This is a genomic window from Luteimonas sp. A534 (assembly GCF_054072805.1).
The window spans coordinates 904,260-919,942 of record NZ_JBSVRR010000001.1 but is presented as its reverse complement, the minus strand read 5'-3'; the positions used below and the strand labels follow the sequence as shown (position 1 = coordinate 919,942).

The window sequence follows — 15,683 nt, the reverse complement described above, 5'->3', positions numbered from 1 at the left end:
CGGGACAGCAGACGGAGGCCCCCCATGGGCAAGCAATACAAGGTGGCCGTGGTCGGCGCGACCGGCGCGGTGGGCGAAACGATGCTCGCGATCCTCTCCGAGCGCAATTTCCCGGTCCGCGAACTCGTCGCCTTGGCCAGTGCGCGCTCGGCGGGCGGCGTGGTCGCCTTCGGCGAAGAGGAAGTCGTGGTCCGTGACCTCGCGGAATTCGACCCGGCGGGCGTGGATATCGCGCTGTTCGCCGCGGGCGGCGCCATCTCGAAGGAGTACGCGCCGAAATTCGCCGCCGTCGGCGCGGTGGTGATCGACAACTCCTCGGCCTTCCGCCAGGACGACGACGTGCCGCTGGTGGTGAGCGAGGTCAACCCGGACGCGGCGAAGAATCGCCCGCGCGGCATCATCGCCAATCCCAACTGCTCGACGATGCAGATGGTGGTGGCGCTGGCACCGATCCACCGCGCCGTGGGCATCGAGCGCATCAACGTCGCGACCTACCAGTCGGTGTCCGGCGCGGGCCGCTCGGCGCTGGAGGAACTGGGCCGGCAGACCGCTTCGCTGCTGCGCTTCCAGGGCGCGGAGCCGAAGCGCTTCCCGGTGCAGATCGCGTTCAACCTGATTCCGCACATCGACGAGTTCATGGACAACGGTTTCACCCGCGAGGAGATGAAGCTGGTCTGGGAGACGCAGAAGATCCTCGGTGACGCGTCCATCCAGGTGAACCCGACAGCGGTGCGGGTGCCGGTGTTCTACGGCCATGCCGAGGCCGTGCACATCGAGACCCGGGCGAAGATCACCGCCGCCGAAGCGCGCGCGCTGCTCGAGGCCGCTCCCGGCGTGGAAGTGGTCGACGAGCGCGCCGACGGCGGCTACCCGACGCCGGTGACGCACGCATCGGGCCACGATGCCGTGTTCGTCGGCCGGATCCGCGAGGACCTCTCGCATCCGCGCGGGCTGGACCTGTGGGTGGTCGCGGACAACATCCGCAAGGGCGCGGCGCTCAATGCCGTGCAGGTGGCCGAGCTGGTGGTCGCGGAAGGCTGAGGCAGGCGCGCCTCAGTCCGCGCGCGGGGTCTTCGGGATCGTGAGCGCGACTACGGCCGCGGCGCTTGCGAGCAGGAGCACGTTGACCAGCAGCGCCACGATCGCCGCCTGCCGCTCCGTGCCGTCCCAGCAGGTTTTCACCAGCGCCAGGCTGGCGGGCATGATGCAGGCGGCGGACAGGCCCTGCAGCGCGCGGCCGCAAAGCAGCGCCGCGGCGCCCAGGCTGCCGGGGCGCCACGGCGATGAGCAGCGAGCCGGCGATGCCCAGGTGAAGACCGATGCGGACCATCCTGAGCCGCCCGACGCGGTCGGCGAGGCCACCGAAGACGACGGTGAAGATTCCCGAGAAGAGGGCCCCCAGGGCCACGGCGGTGTTCATCAGGCTGACGCTGGTGCCGAGGCCTTCCCGCATCGCCGGCGCGATGTTCAGCGCCGACTGCGCGAACAGCCAGAAGGTGACGACCGCCATGATGAGTCCGCTGAGCAGGCGGTCGTTCCCCGTGGCACGCGCGCGGTTCGCGGCTCGATGTTCATGCTTGCTCCGATGAGTTGATCCCTGCGGGCTGGACATCGGCCACCGGTACCACGACGGCGACGATACCGCGGCCGGCCACGTGCCGTAGTGCACGTGGATTGGGTGCGCCTGCCGCGTCGGAGATTGCCAATTGCGCCCCGGCACCGCTAGAGTCTTCGGGATATCCGCGGGGGAAAGCGTCATCAAGAAGCTGCGATCCATACGCGCGATGGCATGGGCGGCCGCCTTCGGGCTGGCACTGGTGCTGTTCGCCGGGCAGGCCTTGGCCTTGGGGCTGGGGCGCATCGAGGTCAAATCGCGCGCCGGTGAGCCGCTGCTGGCCGAGATCCAGGTCATTTCCACCGATCCGGCCGAGCTCGACGCCTTGCGCGCACGACTGGCATCGCCCGACACGTTCCGCCGCATCGGCCTGCCGGCACCCGATGAAACGGTATCGGGGTTGCAGTTCACGGTGGCCCTGGACGTCCGCGGCAATCCGGTGATCCGGGTCACCACGCGCGACCCCGTCACACAACCGGCGCTCACCTTCCTGGTCGAGGTCGACTGGGGGCAGGGGCGCCTGGTGCGCGAGTATTCCGCCCTGGTCGATGCGCCGCAGACGGTGTCGGCACCGGCGCAGCCGGCCGTCGCGGCCCCTGTCTCCGCGCCGTCGAACACGATCGTGCGGGCGCCCGAAGCCAGCATCGCGGACGGCGGGACGGCGGCTGCGGACGCGACGCCGGCAAACGAAGCCGTCGCGACCGATGCCGAGGGCCAGGATGAGCCAGCGGCCGAGCTTGCTTCCGCACCCGAGCCCGCGCCTGCGCCCGCGCCCGCGCCCGCACCGGCTGTTTCGGCCCCCGCCCCCGCGCCGCCCGCGGCTGCATCGGCGCAGGCCAGTGAATACGGTCCGGTGCAGTCCGGCGAGACCCTGGGCGCGATCGCCCAGCAGCTGGTGGGCGACGGCATCAGCCGTGAACAGGCGATCGTGGCCCTGTTCCGTGCCAATCCGCAGGCGTTCATCGCCAACAACCTGAACCTAGTGCGCCAGGGCGCGGTGCTCCGCATCCCGGATCGCAGCGAGATCGCCGGGCTCGACCTGCGCGAATCACGCGCGCTGATGCGTGAGCAGATTGCGGCATGGCGTGACATGACGCAGCCGGCACCCCAGCCCGATGCGGTAGCCGCGGCGGGCGAGGGCGCCTCCGAAGCGGATGCTGCCGGCGCGGGTGCGCAGTCGGCTCCGGCTCCACGAACCGCGGATGCGCGCCTTGAAATCGTGCCGCCGTCGGCCGCGGGCGGGCAGCAGGCAGGCATACGATCCGGCATCCAGGCCGGTGGCGAGGGCGAAATGCTGCGACAGGAAATGCAACAGGAACTGCAACAGAACCAGGAAACCCTGGCCGCGCGCGAGGCCGAGGTTGCCGAGCTCAAGGCCCGCGTCGCCGACCTCGAGCGCCTGCAGGCACAGCAGGCGCAGCTGATCGAAATGAAGGACAGCGAGATGGCCGCGGCGCAAGAGCGGCTGGCCAGTGCGTCCGAAGTCCCGGCGACGCCGGCGCCCACAGCGGACCAGGCCGGCGGGTTGCCCTGGCTGTGGATCGGCCTTGGCCTGCTGGTGGTGGTGGCCGTGGCGTGGCTGCTCGTACGGCGCGCGCCGCGTCCGACGCCGCGTCCGCGCTTCGATTCCGAGACGCTGGCGGCTGCGACGCCGTCGCCAGCGCCGCGCCGGGAAGCCGGTCCGGATGACGCTGTCCCCGCTCCTGCAGCGGTGTCCAGGCCCGTGCCGGCAGCTGCGGCCCCGACCTGGCACGCCGACGCGCCCCTGTCGACCGCGGTGGCGGCCCCGGTGACACCGCCGACGCAGTCGCCTCCGGCCACGGACGCGGGCCGGGATGCGGCGGACGCCGCGGTGATCGCATCGCTCAACCCCGCGCCGGGCGGTGCCGAGCGGATCGAGCTGGCACGCGCCTATATCGACCTCGGTGACATCGATACCGCGCGCGACCTGCTGCGCGAGGTGGCCGACGCCGGCGAGCCCGCTGCCCGCGCCGAGGCGTCCCGCCTGCTGGAAGGGATCGCCTGACGAACCCGCCGCGGCCTGGCCGCGGCGCGGCGGTCTGTCGACACCATGCGCTACGCCCTTGGCATCGAATACGACGGCAGCGCTTTCCTGGGATGGCAGCGCCTGGCCCGGGCCGGCGTGGAGAGCCTGGAGACGCTGCAGGGGACGCTGGAAGCCGCGCTGTCGAAGGTCGCGAACACCCCGGTGGCAACCATCTGCGCAGGCCGCACCGACTCCGGCGTGCACGCGCGCTGCAACGTCGTGCACTTCGACAGCGAGGCCGGGCGCGTGCCGCGCAACTGGATGCTGGGCACCACGTCGCTGCTGCCACCGTCGATGGCGGTGCGCTGGTGCAGCGAGGTCGGGGACGACTTCAATGCGCGTTTTTCCGCGCGTGCACGCCGCTACCGCTACAGCATCCTCAACCGCCCGGTGCGTCCCGCGCTGGGCCACCAGTACCTGTCGTGGAGCCGGAGGTCGCTGGATGCGGAGGCCATGCACCGCGCGGCCCAGGCCCTGGTCGGCGAGTTCGACTTCACCTCGTTCCGCACGGTCCACTGCCAGGCGCCGCATGCGCGCCGCGACCTGCAGCAGATCAGCGTCGTCCGCGAGGGCGACGTGATCATCGTCGAGATCCAGGCCAACGCTTTCCTGCATCATATGGTCCGCAATATCGTCGGGTCCTTGCTCGCGGTCGGTGAGGGATCCCGTCCTGTGCACTGGATCGCAGAGGTGCTGGCTGCGCGCGATCGCACCATCGCCGGTCCAACGGCGCCGGCAGGTGGACTGGTGTTCCTTGGACCGCTGTACCCGGCCGACTGCGGCCTTCCCGACGAGGTCACGCTGGCCGCTGCCGGCCCGTCGCTCCCCCTTCCCTTGCCACGCCCCTGACATGCCCCGCACCCTGTTCCGTACCCGCATCAAGTTCTGCGGCCTGACCCGCCCCGGCGATGTCCGCCTGGCTGGCGAACTCGGCGTCGACGCTGTCGGCTTCGTCTTCGCCCACGGCAGTTCGCGCCGCGTCCATGTCGCTGAAGCGCGTGCGCTGCGCAAGGCGCTGGCGCCGCTGCTGGACGCGGTGGCCGTGTTCCGCAACAACAGTGCCGACGAAGTGCGCGAGGTGGTGAAGCACGTCAGGCCCAGCCTGCTGCAGTTCCACGGCGACGAGGACGATGCCTTCTGCCGCCGCTTCGACGTGCCGTGGATCAAGGCGGTGGGCATGGGCGAGGGCGCACCCGCCAGCGGCCCCGCGCTGATGGCGGCCTTTCCCGATGCATCCGCGTTCCTGTTCGACAGCCATGGCGGCGGGCATGACGGCGGCAGCGGGCGCCGTTTCGACTGGTCCGCGATACCTGCCGGCCTGACCCGTCCCTACCTGCTGTCGGGCGGCCTGTCGCCGGCCAACGTGCACGATGCCGTGTCCGCCACCATGCCCTGGGGCGTGGACGTGAGCAGCGGCATCGAAGCCGCGCCCGGCCAGAAGGACGGGGACCTGATGCGTGCCTTCGTGACCGAGGTGCGCCGCGCCGACTGTCGCGCGGACGATGACGCGACAACCCACGGAGAAGGTGCGCGATGAGCGACATGCCCGAGGATTTCCATGCGTTCCCCGACGCCAGCGGCCACTTCGGCCGCCACGGGGGCCGCTTCGTGGCCGAGACCCTGGCCGGGCCGCTGCAGGAGCTGGCTGCCGCCTACGACGCCGCGCGCGCCGATCCCGCCTTCGTGGCCGCCTTCGAGGCCGACCTGGCCGATTACGTCGGTCGCCCGAGCCCGATCTACGAAGCCGTGGGCCTCACCCGCCACGTCGGCGGCGCGCGCATCCTGCTCAAGCGCGAGGACCTGAACCACACCGGCGCGCACAAGATCAACAACACCATCGGCCAGGCGCTGCTGGCCAGCCGCATGGGCAAGACCCGGATCATCGCCGAGACCGGCGCCGGACAGCACGGCGTGGCGTCGGCCACGGTCGCCGCGCGCCTGGGCCTGGAGTGCGTGGTCTACATGGGCGCCACCGACATCGAGCGCCAGAAGATCAACGTCTACCGCATGAAGCTGCTCGGCGCTTCGGTGGTGCCGGTGACCAGTGGCTCGGCGACGCTCAAGGACGCGCTCAACGAGGCGATGCGCGACTGGGTCACCAACGTCGCCGACACCTTCTACATCATCGGCACCGTGGCCGGCCCCGATCCGTATCCGCGCATGGTGCGCGACTTCAACGCCGTGGTCGGAAAAGAGGCGCGCATGCAGATGCTCGCGCGCCACGGCCGGCTGCCGGATGTCGTCACCGCCTGCGTGGGCGGCGGCAGCAACGCCATCGGCATCTTCCACGCCTTCCTCAACGACCGCGGCGTGCGCCTGGTCGGCGCCGAGGCGGCGGGCGAGGGCATGGCCAGTGGCCGGCATGCGGCGTCCATTTCTGCCGGACGCGTAGGCGTATTGCACGGCAACCGCACCTACGTGCTCTGCGACGACGACGGCCAGGTGATCGAGACGCACTCGGTGTCGGCAGGCCTGGATTACCCCGGCGTCGGCCCCGAGCACGCCTTCCTGGCCGATACCGGACGCGCCGAATACGTCGGCGTCGACGACGACGAGGCCCTGGAAGCCTTCCACCTGCTGGCGAAGACCGAGGGCATCCTCGCTGCGCTCGAGTCGAGCCACGCAGTGGCGCAGGCGATCAAGCTCGCGCGCGACATGCCGAAGGGCGCTCTCGTGCTCTGCAACCTGTCCGGCCGCGGCGACAAGGACGTACACACCATCGCCGCGCGCGAAGGAGTGGAGGTATGAGCGCCGTCGCCGAGGTGGCGCCGCGCATGGCGCGCCGCTTCGCCGCCCTGCGCGCCGCGGGACGCAAGGCGCTCGTGCCCTTCATCACCGCCGGCGACCCGGGTCTCGAAGACACCGTGCCGGTGATGCACGCGATGGTCGCGGCCGGAGCGGATGCGATCGAACTCGGGGTGCCGTTCTCGGATCCGATGGCCGATGGCCCGACCATCCAGCGCAGCTCCGAGCGCGCGCTCGCGCGGGGCGCCGGCATGGCCTGGGTGCTGGAGCGGGTGCGCGAGTTCCGGCAGCGCGACGACGATACCCCCGTGACCCTGATGGGCTATCTGAATCCGATCGAGATCCGGGGTCCCGAGGCGTTTGCCAAGGCCGCGGCCGATGCCGGCGTCGACGGCGTGCTGCTGGTGGACCTGCCGCCAGAGGAGGCCACGGAGTTCCGCAAGGCCTTCTCCGCCCATGGCGTGGCCCTGGTGCTGCTGGCGTCGCCCACGACCGGCCCGGAGCGCGTGGAGATGCTTTGCTCGCTGGCGCAGGGCTACCTGTACTACGTGAGCTTCGCCGGCGTGACCGGTGACTCGGCGCGCCTGGATGCCGGCGCCGCGGCCGCGCAGCTGCGCGCCATCCGCGCCCGCAGCCCCGTGCCGGTGGTGGCCGGCTTCGGGATCCACGACGCCGCCAGCGCCGCTGCGATGGCCGTGGACGCCGACGGCGTGGTGGTCGGCAGCGCCCTGGTCAAGGTGATGGCCGCCGCCGGAAGCGGCCACGCCGCGGCCGCGGCCGCCGCCTTCCTGGCCCCCCTGCGCAGCGCGCTGGATGCCGGCGCGGCCGGGACAGTGGGCTAAACTCCCCCGGTTCGCGGCTTTGCCGCATAGGATCACAGCACACGCATGTCCTGGCTGAAAAAACTCATGCCCGCCCGCATCCGCACCGAGGGCAGCCCCGCACGCAAGCGCAGTGTGCCCGAGGGGCTGTGGGAGAAGTGCGACAGCTGCGGCGCGGTGTTGTACCGGCCCGAGCTCGAGGAGAACCTCGAGGTCTGCCCGAAGTGCGCCCACCACATGCCCATCCGCGCCCGCGCGCGCCTGGCGGCCTTCCTCGACGCCGGCAGCGGCCGCGAGATCGGCGCCGCGCTCGGCCCGGTCGACGTGCTCCGCTTCCGCGACCAGAAGCGCTATGCCGACCGCATCAAGGCCGCGCAGAAGTCCACCGGTGAGCGTGACGCGCTCATTGCGATGGAAGGCTTGTTGAAGGGCAGCCCGATCGTCGCCAGCGCCTTCGATTTCGCCTACATGGGCGGCTCGATGGGCTCGGTGGTCGGCGAGCGCTTCACGCTCGGCGCCGAGCGTGCGCTCGAGATCGGCTCGCCCTTCGTCAACTTCTCCGCGAGCGGCGGCGCTCGCATGCAGGAAAGCCTGTTCTCGCTGATGCAGATGGCCAAGACATCGGCCGCGCTTGGTCGGCTGCGTGCGGCTGGACTGCCCTACATTTCGGTCATGACCCACCCGACCACCGGCGGTGTCTCGGCCTCGTTCGCGATGCTGGGCGACATCAACCTCGCCGAGCCCAAGGCGCTGATCGGCTTCGCCGGCCCGCGGGTGATCGAGCAGACCGTGCGCGAGACACTGCCCGAAGGGTTCCAGCGTTCGGAGTTCCTGGTCGAGCACGGCGCCATCGACCAGATCTGCGACCGCCGCGAACTGCGCGAGCGGATCGCCGCCTTGCTGGCGATGCTGATGCGCCGTCCGGCACCGCCGGCCGACGAAGTGGCCGCGTCGTGAGCGGCGTTGCAGCGCGGCGCTGGTTCGGCACCGACGGCATCCGGGGCCGGGTAGGCGAGAGCCCGATCTCTGCCGATTTCATGCTGCGCCTCGGCAACGCCTACGGCCACGCGCTGCTGGCATCGCTCAAGGGCGGGGGCGAATGGCGCAAGCCGCTCGTGATCATCGGCAAGGACACGCGCATCTCGAACTACATGTTCGAGGCCGCGCTCGAGGCCGGCCTGGTGGCCGCGGGCGTCGACGTGCAGCTGATGGGGCCGATGCCGACGCCCGCCGTCGCGCACCTCACGCACTCGATGCGCGCAGACGGCGGCATCGTGATCTCGGCGTCGCACAATCCGCACCACGACAACGGCATCAAGTTCTTCTCGGCCATGGGCGAGAAGCTCGATGACGTGACCGAGCTCGCGATCGAGTCCGCGCTCGAACAGCCGTTCCGCACCGTGGCGGCCGACCAGCTGGGCAAGGCGGTGCGCACGCGCGACGCCGTGGGCCGCTACGTCGAGGCCTGCAAGGGATCGGTGCCGCGCAGCTTCGACCTCGACGGCATGCGCATCGTCGTCGACTGCGCCCACGGCGCCACCTACCAGATCGGTCCGATGGTGCTGCGCGAGCTGGGTGCGCGCGTGGACGCGATGGGCGTTGATCCCAACGGCACCAACATCAACGACGGCGTCGGCTCGACCCATCCCGAAGGCCTGGCCGAGCGCGTGCGCGCCACCGGCGCGGAACTTGGCATCGCCTTCGACGGCGACGGCGACCGCGTGATGTTCGTCGACGGTGACGGCGTGGTCCGCGACGGCGACGACCTGGTCTACGTGCTGGCCTGCGACTGGCAGGAGAGCGGCCGCCTCCGCGGCCCCGTGGCCGGGACGCTGATGACCAATTTCTCGCTGGAGCAGGCGCTCGCCGCCCGCGACATCGGCTTCATGCGCACCAAGGTCGGCGACCGCTACGTGCACAAGGCGCTGATCGAGCACGGCGGCATCCTCGGAGGCGAGGCCTCGGGCCACCTGCTGTGCCTGGACCGCTCCACGACCGGGGACGGCATCGTCAGCGCCCTGCAGGTGCTGGAGGTGCTGCACCGGCGCGGGATGTCGCTGGCGGAAGCGCTGCGCGGCCTGCGCAAGGTGCCGCAGCGCACCGTCAACGTGCGCATCGCGAATGGCGCAAAGCCGGTCGAGGCCGGAAGCGTCCAGGCGGCGTTGGCCGACGCGCAGCGGGCCGTGGAAGGCCGAGGGCGCGCGTTCCTGCGCCCGTCGGGCACCGAGCCGGTGGTGCGCGTGACCGTGGAGGCCGACGACGAGGCCCTGGTGGCGGCCACCCTGGAGCGCCTGGCCGAGGCGGTACGCGCCGTCGCCTGAGGTCGAAACTTCCGGGCGGGCGGTATCATTGCGGACCTGCGCCCCCGCCGGGGGCGGTCGCCCCCGAGTGAGCCATGGCCCCGCGTATCCCGACCCTCGACATCCGCCGTTTCATCCAGCCCGCCAGCCCGGAAGACCGCCAGGCCTTTATCGATGACCTGGGCGCCGCGTATCGCGAGTGGGGCTTCGCCGGCATCCGCAACCACGGCATCCCGCAGGGCCTGATCGACGAGGCCTACGAGGCCTTCAAGGCCTTCTACGCGCTGCCGGAAGAGACCAAAAAGAGCTACCACGTGCCCGGCGGCGGCGGCGCCCGTGGCTACACGCCCTTCGGTGTCGAGACGGCCAAGGATTCCAAGCACTTCGACCTGAAGGAGTTCTGGCACATCGGTCGCGAGATCCCGGACGATTCCGGCTACCGCGACGTCATGCCGAAGAACCTTTGGCCCGATGAGGTCCCGGCGTTCCACGAGAAGGGCTATGCGCTGTACCAGGCGCTCGACGCGCTGGGGTCGCAGGTGCTGCGGGCGCTGGCCCTGCACATCGAGCTGCCCGAGGACTATTTCGCCGACAAGACCGATTTCGGCAATTCGATCCTGCGGCCGATCCACTACCCGCCGATCACCGCCGACGACATCCCCAATGTGCGCGCCGGCGCGCACGGGGACATCAACCTGATCACGCTGCTGGTGGGTGCCAGCGCCGCCGGCCTGGAAGTCGGCTCGCATGAAGGCGAGTGGGTGCCGTTCACCGCCGACGCCGACACCATCGTGGTCAACATCGGCGACATGCTGCAGCGACTGACCAACCACGTGTACCCGTCGACCATCCATCGCGTGGTCAACCCGCCGGGTGAACTCGCGCGCCAGCCGCGCTACTCGGTGCCGTTCTTCCTGCATCCGAACCCGGACTTCCTGATCGACGTGCTGCCCTCGTGCATTACGCCGGACAATCCCAGCCGGTATCCGGAGCCGATCACGGCGCACGGTTACCTGGAAGAGCGCCTGCGCGAGATCAAGCTCGCCTGAGCCTGCCTGCCGGGCACGCGCGCTACGGGCGTGCCCAATGCAGGAATGTGTACGAAGGCCTAGAATCTGCGGCCCGTCAACGTCCGAGGTCATCCCATGCGCGCACGCATCGTCGCCGGCAACTGGAAGCTCAATGGCAGCCGCGGCTTCGCCGATGGCCTGCTGTCGGACGTGGCGGCGGGCCTGCCGGTCGCCGGCGTCGAGGTGGTGGTGCTGCCTCCGGCCACGCACCTGGGAAGCCTGGTGGCGGCCTATGGCGATCGCGGCATCGGCTTCGGCGGCCAGGATGTCAGCGAGCATGCCGAAGGTGCCTACACCGGTGAAGTGTCGGCACGGATGCTGGCCGATGTCGGCGCGGGCTTCGCGCTGGTCGGGCACTCCGAGCGCCGCCAGTACCACCGCGAGGACAGCGACCTGGTCGCGCGCAAGTTCGCGGCCGCGGTCGCGGCCGGGCTGCGCCCGATCCTGTGCGTGGGCGAGTCCCGGGAGGACCGCGAGGGCGGTTCGACCGAGGCCGTGATCGCCTCCCAGCTGCGCCCGGTGCTCGAGCTGGCCGGTGCCGCGGGCTTCGCCGGGGCCGTGGTGGCCTACGAGCCGGTCTGGGCGATCGGCACCGGACTGACCGCCAGCCCGGAGCAGGCCCAGGAAGTCCATGCGTTCATCCGTAGCGAGGTTGCCGCGATGGATGCTAAGATTGGAAATTCACTGCCGATCCTCTACGGCGGCAGTGTGAAGCCCGCCAACGCCGCCGAGCTGTTCGCCAAGCCCGACGTCGATGGAGGCCTGATCGGCGGAGCGTCGCTGGTGGCCGCGGACTTCATGGCCATCGTGGCCGCAGCGGCCCGCTGACCTCCAGGGCACCAGAGAACGGAACCAATGCTGCAGCTCATCCTCAACATCGCCTTCGTGCTGGTCGCCATCTCGCTGATCGCGCTGATCCTGATGCAGCGTGGCGCGGGTGCCCAGGCTGGCTCCGGTTTCGGCGGTGGCGCATCGGCGACCGTCTTCGGTGCGCGCGGCGCATCCAATTTCCTCAGCAAGTCCACCAAGTGGCTGGCCATCACCTTCTTCGCCCTGACCCTGTTCATGGCGTGGCAGGCGACGCAGATGGCGCGGCAGGCGGGTCCCGTCGCCGCCGACCTTGGCGTGATGTCCGAGATCCCGATGGCGCCGGCGACGCCGGCCCCGGCCGGGGCGGTCCCCGCGGCGCCCGACGCCGTGCCCGCTGTCCCGGAATCCACCGTCCCCTCCGTGCCGGAGGAATTGCCGCCCGCGGCATCTCCCCCCGCACAGGGGGAAACGGGGCAGGAAGCTCCGCAGGACGAGTGATAGCGATTACAATATCGCGCTCCGTACCCAGGTACGGAAAGAGTCAGAAACATTGCCCAGGTGGCGGAATTGGTAGACGCACTACCTTGAGGTGGTAGCGGCTTAGGTCGTGGGGGTTCGAGTCCCCCCTTGGGCACCACTACGCGTCGGGCCCGGTCGTTCAACGGCCGGGCCCGGCACCAGCAAGCAAAGGGCGGCGCAAGCGGCCCGTAGCCGAGAGAACACCGTGCTGGCCGAATATCTGCCGACCCTGCTGTTCCTATTTGTCGCAACCGGAATCGGCATCAGCCTGGTCGTCATAGGCAATGCCCTTGGGCCGAAGTTCTACAATGCCGAGAAGTTGACGGCGTACGAATGCGGCTTCGCCCCGTTCGAAGATTCGCGGATGCAGTTCGACATCCGCTACTACCTCATCTGCATCCAGTTCATCGTCTTCGACCTGGAAATCATCTTCATCGTGCCGTGGGCCACCGTGTTCCGTGAGCTCGGCGTGCTCGGCCTGATCGAGATGGGCATCTTCGTCGGCATGCTGCTGATCGGTTTCATCTACGTGTGGAAGAAGGGAGCGCTCGAATGGGAGTGATCCAGGCGGCCCGCAGCCTTGCGAATGCCGCGAGCAACCCGCTGTCCGAAGGACGCGTCGACGACATCCTGCGGCCGGAGGGCGAGAACCCGCTCCTCGAGCAGGGCTTCGTCACCACCAGTTCGGACATCCTGCTTAACTGGGCGCGCACCGGCTCGATGTGGCCGGTGACCTTCGGCCTGGCCTGCTGCGCGGTCGAGATGATGCACGCCGGCGCGGCGCGCATGGACCTCGACCGTTACGGGGTGGTGTTCCGCCCGTCGCCGCGGCAGTCGGACGTCATGATCGTGGCCGGCACCCTGGTCAACAAGATGGCCCCGGCGCTGCGCAAGGTCTACGACCAGATGCCCAACCCCAAGTGGGTCATCTCCATGGGCAGCTGCGCCAATGGCGGCGGCTATTACCACTATTCGTATGCGGTGGTGCGTGGCTGCGATCGCGTGGTTCCGGTCGACATCTACGTGCCGGGCTGCCCGCCCACGGCCGAGGCCCTGGTGCACGGCATCCTGCAGCTGCAGCGCAAGATCCGCAGGTCGAGCAACTTCGGCGAGGACAAGGTGGGCCAGCGCAATGTCTGAGTCCGCCACCGCGTTCGCCGCGCGCCTTCGCGCCCGCTTCCCGACGGCCCTTGTCGATGTCGCGCTGCCGCGCGGCGAAGTCGGCATGGTGCTGCTCGCGTCCGAGTGGCGCGAAGGCTGCCGCACGCTGCGCGACGAGTTCGGCTTCGAGATCCTGATCGACCTCTGCGGCGTCGACCACCTGGGCTATGGCACCGACGAGTGGGACACCGACGTCTCCTCCGAAGGCTTCAGCCGCGGCGTGGAGGGCAGGGGCCCCGGTCGCTTCCGCTACGGCGAAGCGCCGAGCCAGCAGCTCGCGCAGCCTGACGGCGAGGGGGCGATCCCGCTGCCCGAGAACCGCTTCTCGGTGGTGGTGCAGTTGCTGTCGATCGCCAACAACCGCCGTCTGCGCGTGACCTGCCATGCGCCGGACGACGCCCTGCCGGTGGTCGACTCGCTGTTCGAGGTGTGGGAAGGCGTGAACTGGTTCGAACGCGAAGCCTTCGACCTGTTCGGCATCATGTTCCCGGGCCATCCCGACCTGCGCCGCCTCCTCACCGATTACGGCTTCATCGGCCATCCGTTCCGCAAGGACTTCCCGCTGATCGGCAACGTCGAAGTGCGTTACGACGCGGACAAGCAGCGCGTGGTGTACGAGCCCGTCACCTCGGTCGAGCCGCGCGTACTGGTCCCGCGCGTGATCCGCGACGACGCCCGCTACGAGACGAGTGCAGGCGAGTCGCAGGACCTCAAGGTCGGCCCGGTGCGCGGTTACGGCGTTGCAGGAGACACGAAGTGAGCATCCACCCGCCCAGCGAGCTGCTGGCCAGCAGTTCGGCCGAAGCGCGCCAGGAAATCCGCAACTACACGCTGAACTTCGGCCCGCAGCATCCGGCCGCGCACGGCGTGCTGCGCCTGATCCTGGAAATGGACGGCGAAGTCGTGCAGCGCGTGGACCCGCACGTGGGCCTGCTGCATCGCGGCACCGAGAAGCTGGCCGAGTCCAAGCCGTTCAACCAGTCGATCGGCTATATGGATCGCCTCGACTACGTGTCGATGATGTGCAACGAGCACGCCTATGTGCTGGCCATCGAGACCCTGCTGGGCATCCAGGCGCCGGAGCGTGCGCAGTGGATCCGCACGATGTTCGACGAGATCACCCGCGTGCTGAACCACCTGATGTGGATCGGCTCCAACGCGCTCGACCTCGGCGCGATGGCGGTGATGCTGTATTCGTTCCGCGAGCGCGAAGAGCTGATGGACGTCTACGAGGCGGTCAGCGGCGCGCGGATGCACGCGGCGTACTACCGTCCGGGTGGCGTCTACCGCGACCTTCCGGACCACATGCCGAAGTACCGCGAGTCGCCGTGGCGCAAGGGCACCAAGCTCAAGCGCTTCAACGAGTGGCGCGAAGGCTCGATGCTCGACTTCCTGGAAGCCTTCACGAAGGACTTCCCGGCGCGCATCGACGAATACGAAGTGCTGCTGACCGACAACCGCATCTGGAAGCAGCGCACCGTCGGCATCGGCGTGATCCCGCCGGAGCAGGCCATGGCCTGGGGCATGACCGGCGTGATGCTGCGTGGCTCGGGCATCGAGTGGGACCTGCGCAAGAAGCAGCCCTACGCGAAGTACGACCAGGTCGATTTCCAGATCCCGGTGGGCACCAACGGCGACTGCTACGACCGTTACCTGGTCCGCGTGGCCGAGATGCGCGAATCCAACCGGATCATCGCCCAGTGCGTGGCGTGGCTGCGTGCCAACCCCGGCCCGGTGATGGTCGACAATTTCAAGGTCGCCCCTCCTTCCCGCGAGGAAATGAAGGACGACATGGAAGCCCTGATCCACCACTTCAAGCTGTTCTCCGAAGGCTATTGCGTGCCCGAGGGCCAGACCTACCAGGCCGTCGAGGCGCCCAAGGGCGAGTTCGGCTGCTACCTGGTCAGCGATGGCGCCAACAAGCCCTTCCGCGTGCACCTGCGCGCGCCCGGCTTCGCGCACCTGTCGTCGATGGACGCGGTGGTGAAGGGGCACATGCTGTCCGACGTCGTGGCGATGGTCGGCACCTATGACCTCGTCTTCGGAGAAGTGGACCGATGAAAGCGACCGGCAACTTCGAGAACGCGCGCAACGTCGACCCGATGGTCGTGCTCAGCGATGAGACGCGCGCGCACATCGACCATTGGGTGGCCAAGTTCCCGCCCGACCGCAAGCGCTCGGCCGTGATCCAGGGCCTGTTCGCGACCCAGCAGCAGAACGGCGGCTTCCTGACCGACGAGCTGATCGCCGGCGTTGCGAAGTACCTCGGCATCCCGCCGGTATGGGCCTACGAGGTCGCGACCTTCTATTCGATGTTCGAGACACGGGAAGTCGGCCGCCACAACGTCGCCTTCTGCACCAACATCAGCTGCTGGCTCAATGGCGCCGAAGACCTGGTCGCGCACGCCGAGAAGAAGCTCGGCTGCAAGCTTGGCGAGACCACGGCCGATGGCCGCGTCTACCTCAAGCGCGAGGAAGAATGCGTGGCCGCGTGCTGCGGCGCCCCGGTGGTCGTGATCAACGGCCATTACCACGAGAAGCTCGACGCGACGAAGGTCGACGAGCTGCTCGACGGACTGAAGTGAGGCTGGACGC

General features: G+C 69.5%; 17 protein-coding genes, 1 tRNA gene and 1 pseudogene. 17 read left to right on the top strand and 2 right to left on the bottom strand.

Translation table 11 applies throughout. The annotated features are described in order from the left end of the window. Window positions 1-24: 24 nt before the first annotated feature. Complete coding sequence (locus ACW5F0_RS04135; RefSeq protein WP_456964752.1) at window positions 25-1,041, top strand: aspartate-semialdehyde dehydrogenase; 1,017 nt, start codon at window positions 25-27, stop codon at window positions 1,039-1,041. A gap of 12 nt (window positions 1,042-1,053) precedes the next feature. On the opposite strand, the gene ACW5F0_RS04130 is transcribed toward ACW5F0_RS04135, so the two are convergent. Further along, window positions 1,054-1,203, bottom strand: a complete 150-nt coding sequence (locus ACW5F0_RS04130) for a hypothetical protein (RefSeq protein WP_456999165.1) — start codon at window positions 1,201-1,203, stop codon at window positions 1,054-1,056. A gap of 133 nt (window positions 1,204-1,336) precedes the next feature. Further along, window positions 1,337-1,453 (bottom strand): annotated as a pseudogene (locus ACW5F0_RS04125) (hypothetical protein); the annotation flags it as partial. A 331-nt stretch (window positions 1,454-1,784) separates the two neighbouring features. Between ACW5F0_RS04125 and ACW5F0_RS04120 the strand changes: the two are divergent. The 16 genes from ACW5F0_RS04120 (at window position 1,785) to nuoE (ending at window position 15,673) form a co-directional block, all read left to right on the top strand. After that, entirely contained in the window at window positions 1,785-3,641 is a 1,857-nt protein-coding gene (locus ACW5F0_RS04120; RefSeq protein WP_456964750.1) for a type IV pilus assembly protein FimV, read from the top strand. Between the two features lie 45 nt (window positions 3,642-3,686). Beyond that, on the top strand, window positions 3,687-4,511 hold the full coding sequence (truA, locus tag ACW5F0_RS04115; protein WP_456999087.1) for a tRNA pseudouridine(38-40) synthase TruA: 825 nt from the start codon (window positions 3,687-3,689) through the stop codon (window positions 4,509-4,511). 1 nt (window position 4,512) lies between these two features. Then, window positions 4,513-5,199, top strand: a complete 687-nt coding sequence (locus ACW5F0_RS04110; protein WP_456964748.1) for a phosphoribosylanthranilate isomerase — start codon at window positions 4,513-4,515, stop codon at window positions 5,197-5,199. Beyond that, a complete protein-coding gene (trpB, locus tag ACW5F0_RS04105; protein ID WP_456999086.1) occupies window positions 5,196-6,410 on the top strand; it encodes a tryptophan synthase subunit beta in 1,215 nt (404 codons plus the stop codon). The genes ACW5F0_RS04110 and trpB overlap by 4 nt, the downstream gene beginning before the upstream one ends. Continuing rightward, window positions 6,407-7,249, top strand: coding sequence for a tryptophan synthase subunit alpha (gene trpA, locus ACW5F0_RS04100; protein WP_456999085.1), 843 nt, complete (start codon window positions 6,407-6,409; stop codon window positions 7,247-7,249). Before trpB ends, trpA begins: the two co-directional genes overlap by 4 nt. 45 nt (window positions 7,250-7,294) lie before the next feature. Continuing rightward, window positions 7,295-8,185, top strand: coding sequence for an acetyl-CoA carboxylase, carboxyltransferase subunit beta (gene accD, locus ACW5F0_RS04095; protein WP_456999084.1), 891 nt, complete (start codon window positions 7,295-7,297; stop codon window positions 8,183-8,185). After that, complete coding sequence (gene glmM, locus ACW5F0_RS04090; RefSeq protein WP_456999083.1) at window positions 8,182-9,549, top strand: phosphoglucosamine mutase; 1,368 nt, start codon at window positions 8,182-8,184, stop codon at window positions 9,547-9,549. Before accD ends, glmM begins: the two co-directional genes overlap by 4 nt. A 74-nt stretch (window positions 9,550-9,623) precedes the next feature. Continuing rightward, on the top strand, window positions 9,624-10,577 hold the full coding sequence (locus ACW5F0_RS04085) for an isopenicillin N synthase family dioxygenase (RefSeq protein WP_456999082.1): 954 nt from the start codon (window positions 9,624-9,626) through the stop codon (window positions 10,575-10,577). Window positions 10,578-10,673: 96 nt separating this feature from the next. Continuing rightward, the gene (tpiA, locus tag ACW5F0_RS04080) at window positions 10,674-11,426 is read left to right on the top strand and encodes a triose-phosphate isomerase (protein ID WP_456964741.1); all 753 of its coding nucleotides are present in this window, start codon (window positions 10,674-10,676) and stop codon (window positions 11,424-11,426) included. 27 nt (window positions 11,427-11,453) lie between these two features. Continuing rightward, a complete protein-coding gene (secG, locus tag ACW5F0_RS04075) occupies window positions 11,454-11,906 on the top strand; it encodes a preprotein translocase subunit SecG (RefSeq protein WP_456964740.1) in 453 nt (150 codons plus the stop codon). 54 nt (window positions 11,907-11,960) lie between these two features. Further along, window positions 11,961-12,045: transfer RNA gene (locus ACW5F0_RS04070), tRNA-Leu, on the top strand. 87 nt (window positions 12,046-12,132) lie between these two features. Beyond that, window positions 12,133-12,489 (top strand): NADH-quinone oxidoreductase subunit A, encoded by a 357-nt coding sequence (locus ACW5F0_RS04065; RefSeq protein ID WP_456964739.1) that lies wholly within the window; start codon window positions 12,133-12,135, stop codon window positions 12,487-12,489. Continuing rightward, entirely contained in the window at window positions 12,480-13,067 is a 588-nt protein-coding gene (locus tag ACW5F0_RS04060) for a NuoB/complex I 20 kDa subunit family protein (RefSeq protein WP_456964738.1), read from the top strand. Before ACW5F0_RS04065 ends, ACW5F0_RS04060 begins: the two co-directional genes overlap by 10 nt. Further along, window positions 13,060-13,848, top strand: coding sequence for an NADH-quinone oxidoreductase subunit C (locus ACW5F0_RS04055; RefSeq protein WP_456964737.1), 789 nt, complete (start codon window positions 13,060-13,062; stop codon window positions 13,846-13,848). Before ACW5F0_RS04060 ends, ACW5F0_RS04055 begins: the two co-directional genes overlap by 8 nt. After that, the gene (locus ACW5F0_RS04050; RefSeq protein ID WP_456999081.1) at window positions 13,845-15,149 is read left to right on the top strand and encodes an NADH-quinone oxidoreductase subunit D; all 1,305 of its coding nucleotides are present in this window, start codon (window positions 13,845-13,847) and stop codon (window positions 15,147-15,149) included. The genes ACW5F0_RS04055 and ACW5F0_RS04050 overlap by 4 nt, the downstream gene beginning before the upstream one ends. Next, the gene (nuoE, locus tag ACW5F0_RS04045; protein WP_456964735.1) at window positions 15,146-15,673 is read left to right on the top strand and encodes an NADH-quinone oxidoreductase subunit NuoE; all 528 of its coding nucleotides are present in this window, start codon (window positions 15,146-15,148) and stop codon (window positions 15,671-15,673) included. Before ACW5F0_RS04050 ends, nuoE begins: the two co-directional genes overlap by 4 nt. Window positions 15,674-15,683 lie beyond the last annotated feature (10 nt).

Excerpts from the sequence above, each read along its gene's own strand:
- ACW5F0_RS04085 (WP_456999082.1), top strand. The coding sequence starts at position 9,624 with ATGGCCCCGCGTATCCCGACCCTCGACATCCGCCGTTTCATCCAGCCC.
- ACW5F0_RS04130 (WP_456999165.1), bottom strand. The coding sequence starts at position 1,203 with ATGCCCGCCAGCCTGGCGCTGGTGAAAACCTGCTGGGACGGCACGGAG.
- tpiA (WP_456964741.1), top strand. The coding sequence starts at position 10,674 with ATGCGCGCACGCATCGTCGCCGGCAACTGGAAGCTCAATGGCAGCCGC.
- ACW5F0_RS04135 (WP_456964752.1), top strand. The coding sequence starts at position 25 with ATGGGCAAGCAATACAAGGTGGCCGTGGTCGGCGCGACCGGCGCGGTG.
- truA (WP_456999087.1), top strand. The coding sequence starts at position 3,687 with ATGCGCTACGCCCTTGGCATCGAATACGACGGCAGCGCTTTCCTGGGA.
- accD (WP_456999084.1), top strand. The coding sequence starts at position 7,295 with ATGTCCTGGCTGAAAAAACTCATGCCCGCCCGCATCCGCACCGAGGGC.
- ACW5F0_RS04110 (WP_456964748.1), top strand. The coding sequence starts at position 4,513 with ATGCCCCGCACCCTGTTCCGTACCCGCATCAAGTTCTGCGGCCTGACC.
- ACW5F0_RS04060 (WP_456964738.1), top strand. The coding sequence starts at position 12,480 with ATGGGAGTGATCCAGGCGGCCCGCAGCCTTGCGAATGCCGCGAGCAAC.
- secG (WP_456964740.1), top strand. The coding sequence starts at position 11,454 with ATGCTGCAGCTCATCCTCAACATCGCCTTCGTGCTGGTCGCCATCTCG.
- ACW5F0_RS04120 (WP_456964750.1), top strand. The coding sequence starts at position 1,785 with ATGGCATGGGCGGCCGCCTTCGGGCTGGCACTGGTGCTGTTCGCCGGG.
- trpB (WP_456999086.1), top strand. The coding sequence starts at position 5,196 with ATGAGCGACATGCCCGAGGATTTCCATGCGTTCCCCGACGCCAGCGGC.
- ACW5F0_RS04055 (WP_456964737.1), top strand. The coding sequence starts at position 13,060 with ATGTCTGAGTCCGCCACCGCGTTCGCCGCGCGCCTTCGCGCCCGCTTC.
- trpA (WP_456999085.1), top strand. The coding sequence starts at position 6,407 with ATGAGCGCCGTCGCCGAGGTGGCGCCGCGCATGGCGCGCCGCTTCGCC.
- nuoE (WP_456964735.1), top strand. The coding sequence starts at position 15,146 with ATGAAAGCGACCGGCAACTTCGAGAACGCGCGCAACGTCGACCCGATG.